At 70.2% G+C, this 2,684-nt stretch carries 6 protein-coding genes; all 6 read left to right on the forward strand.

The features are described from left to right. Positions 1-431 (forward strand): glycine radical domain-containing protein (locus tag ACRWK7_RS00600; RefSeq protein ID WP_431854222.1); only part of this gene is annotated, 431 nt, incomplete at its 5' end. 125 nt (positions 432-556) lie between these two features. Next, entirely contained in the window at positions 557-691 is a 135-nt protein-coding gene (locus ACRWK7_RS00605) for a hypothetical protein (RefSeq protein WP_431854223.1), read from the forward strand. A 9-nt stretch (positions 692-700) separates the two neighbouring features. After that, a complete protein-coding gene (locus ACRWK7_RS00610; RefSeq protein ID WP_431854224.1) occupies positions 701-877 on the forward strand; it encodes a hypothetical protein in 177 nt (58 codons plus the stop codon). 19 nt (positions 878-896) lie between these two features. Next, on the forward strand, positions 897-1,655 hold the full coding sequence (gene pflA, locus ACRWK7_RS00615; RefSeq protein WP_431854225.1) for a pyruvate formate-lyase-activating protein: 759 nt from the start codon (positions 897-899) through the stop codon (positions 1,653-1,655). 26 nt (positions 1,656-1,681) lie between these two features. Continuing rightward, complete coding sequence (locus tag ACRWK7_RS00620; RefSeq protein WP_431854226.1) at positions 1,682-2,554, forward strand: formate/nitrite transporter family protein; 873 nt, start codon at positions 1,682-1,684, stop codon at positions 2,552-2,554. 37 nt (positions 2,555-2,591) lie between these two features. Then, a partial coding sequence (locus tag ACRWK7_RS00625) for a hypothetical protein (protein ID WP_146209004.1) occupies positions 2,592-2,684 on the forward strand: 93 nt, incomplete at its 3' end.

Here is a 2,684-nt window from a genome sequence, read left to right on the forward strand (position 1 = left end):
ACGGCAAGAAGACCGGCTCGACGCCGGACGGGCGCAAGGCGGGCGAGCCGTTCGCGCCGGGGGCCAACCCGATGCACGGGCGCGACCGGAAGGGGGCCATCGCGTCGATGGCCAGTGTGGCGAAGCTGCCGTACGCGCACGCGCAGGACGGCATCTCGTACACCTTCACGATCGTGCCGTCGGGCCTGGGTCCGACGGAGGGCGAGCGGGTGGCGAACCTGGTGGGGATGCTGGACAGCTACTTCGCGCAGGGCGGGCACCACATCAACGTGAACGTGTTCGACCGCGAGACGCTGCTGCACGCCATGGACCACCCGGAGCAGTACCCGCAGCTCACCATCCGGGTGTCCGGCTACGCGGTGAACTTCATCAAGCTCACCCGCGAGCAGCAGTTGGACGTCATCTCCCGAACCTTCCACTCCAAGCACTGAGGGACGTCTTCGCGCCGGGCCCCCCTCCTAACCTCCCCCCACTGCGCGGGGGGAGGAAAAAGCCCTCCCCCGCGAAGTGGGGGAGGGTTGGGTGGGGGCCCGACGCAAGCACGCCGTTGCAAGCCATGCAATACTACCCCTACCCCTTCAAAAGCGCCGCCGAACACGCCTCCGGAGCCGACGACCAGATCGACCGGCTGATCCCCCTCATCGTGGGGTTCCTCTGCCTGGCGATGGTGTGGGCCGCGGTCTGGCCCTGAGGCACCGCCATGGACGTGGAAACACGCCACTTCCCGGATGTCAGCCAGGCCGTCCCCTTCCTCACCCGGAGCGGCTTCCGCTTCCTCGAAGCGCCGGGCCGCTGGTGGAAGGGCGAGGACGGGCGCATCATCCGCGCGGAGTTGCACATCGGCGCGCACGGCGCCCTCGTGATCATCTCCGGCTAGCGCACAGGGACACCGCACCATGGACACGCACGCCCACACCGGCCTCCCCCGGATCGACGGCTGGGTGCACTCGGTGGAGACCGGGGGCACGGCGGACGGCCCCGGCATCCGCTACGTGCTGTTCCTGGCCGGCTGCCCGCTGCGCTGCCAGTACTGCCACAACCCCGACACCCGCCACATGCACGACGGCACCCGCACCGCCGCGGCCGAGATCGTCGCCGAGGTCGCGGGGTACGCCGACTTCCTCAAGCGCGCCAAGGGCGGGCTGACCATCAGCGGCGGCGAGCCGCTGGTGCAGCCGGAGTTCTGCGCCGCCGTCTTCCGCGGCGCCAAGGAGCACGGTCTGCACACGGCGCTGGACACCTCCGGTTTCCTCGGCGCGCACGCCGACGACCTCCTGCTGGCCGACATCGACCTGGTGCTGCTCGACATCAAGGCGTTCCGCGAGTCCACCCACCGCGCGCTCACCAACGTGCCGCTGCGCCCGACGCTGGAGTTCGCCGAGCGCCTGAGCCTGATCGGCAAGCCGATCTGGCTGCGCTACGTGCTGGTGCCCGGCCTGACCGACGACCTGAACGAGATCGACGCCCTGGCGGACTTCGCCGCCGGCCTGGGCGTGGTGGAGCGGGTGGACGTGCTGCCCTTCCACAAGCTGGGCGAATTCAAATGGCGCGAGCTGGGCCTCCCCTACCGCCTCGCCGCCACCGAGCCCCCCTCGGACGAGCTGACCGGGCGGGTGCGCGACCGTTTCCGGGCGCAGGGCCTGCGCACCGCCTGAAAGGCCCAATCCGAAAGGACAGACCCATGGACACGCATCAACGGACGGGCGTGGAGCCGCCATACACCCTGGACGCACGGCTGCCCCCCGCCATCGCCCAGGCCGCCGAGGATCTCGGCGTCAAGAAGGCGCACACCGACACGCCGACCCTGCTGGCGCTCGCCGTGCTGGCCGGCGCGTTCATCGCGCTCGGCGGGCTGTTCGCCACCGTGGCGATGTCGGGCGCGGAGGGCATGCTGCCCTACGGCGTGACGCGCCTGCTGGGCGGGCTGGTGTTCTCGCTCGGCCTCGTGCTGGTGGTGGTCGGCGGTGCCCAGCTGTTCACCGGCGACGCGCTGCTGGTCATGGCCTGGGCCAGCGGCCGCCTCACCATCCGCGAGATGATGCGGGTGTGGACGCTGGTGTGGATCGGCAACTTCGTCGGCGCGCTGGGCACGGCGGTGCTGGTCTTCCTGTCCGGGCAATACACCTTCGGGCATGGCGCGGTGGGCGAGATGGCGCTGTACTTCGCCACGGCGAAGAGCGGGCTGCCCACGGGGAACGCGTTCTTCCTGAGCATCCTGTGCAACGTGCTGGTCTGCCTGGCGGTGTGGCTGGCGCTGGGCGCGCGCGGGGTGGGCGACAAGATCGCCGCCATCGTGCTGCCGGTCAGCGCCTTCGTCGCGGCAGGGTTCGAGCACTGCGTCGCCAACATGTACTTCGTGCCGCTGGGCCTGCTCATCCAATGGGGGGCGCCCGACAGCTTCTGGGCCGAGCTGCACAAGAGCTTCCCGCCCATCGACGTGCCCCACTTCCTTCTCAACCTTGGCGCGGTGACGCTCGGCAACTGGGTCGGCGGCGCGCTGCTGGTCGGCGCCGTCTACTGGTTCATCTACCGCCGTCCGGCGACGCGCCACTGAGCCATCCTTTCACCCGAACCACGGAACCACCGACACCATGAGCGCCATCACCGACATCACCGCCCGCGAGATCCTGGACAGCCGCGGCAACCCGACCGTCGAGGTCGACGTGACGCTGGACTCCGGCGCC

This window comes from Azospirillum sp., from assembly GCF_050789165.1.

What these genes read in the sequence shown, in the direction of transcription:
- ACRWK7_RS00610 (WP_431854224.1), top strand. Translation starts at nt 701, where the DNA reads ATGGACGTGGAAACACGCCACTTCCCGGATGTCAGCCAGGCCGTCCCC.
- ACRWK7_RS00620 (WP_431854226.1), top strand. Translation starts at nt 1,682, where the DNA reads ATGGACACGCATCAACGGACGGGCGTGGAGCCGCCATACACCCTGGAC.
- ACRWK7_RS00605 (WP_431854223.1), top strand. Translation starts at nt 557, where the DNA reads ATGCAATACTACCCCTACCCCTTCAAAAGCGCCGCCGAACACGCCTCC.
- pflA (WP_431854225.1), top strand. Translation starts at nt 897, where the DNA reads ATGGACACGCACGCCCACACCGGCCTCCCCCGGATCGACGGCTGGGTG.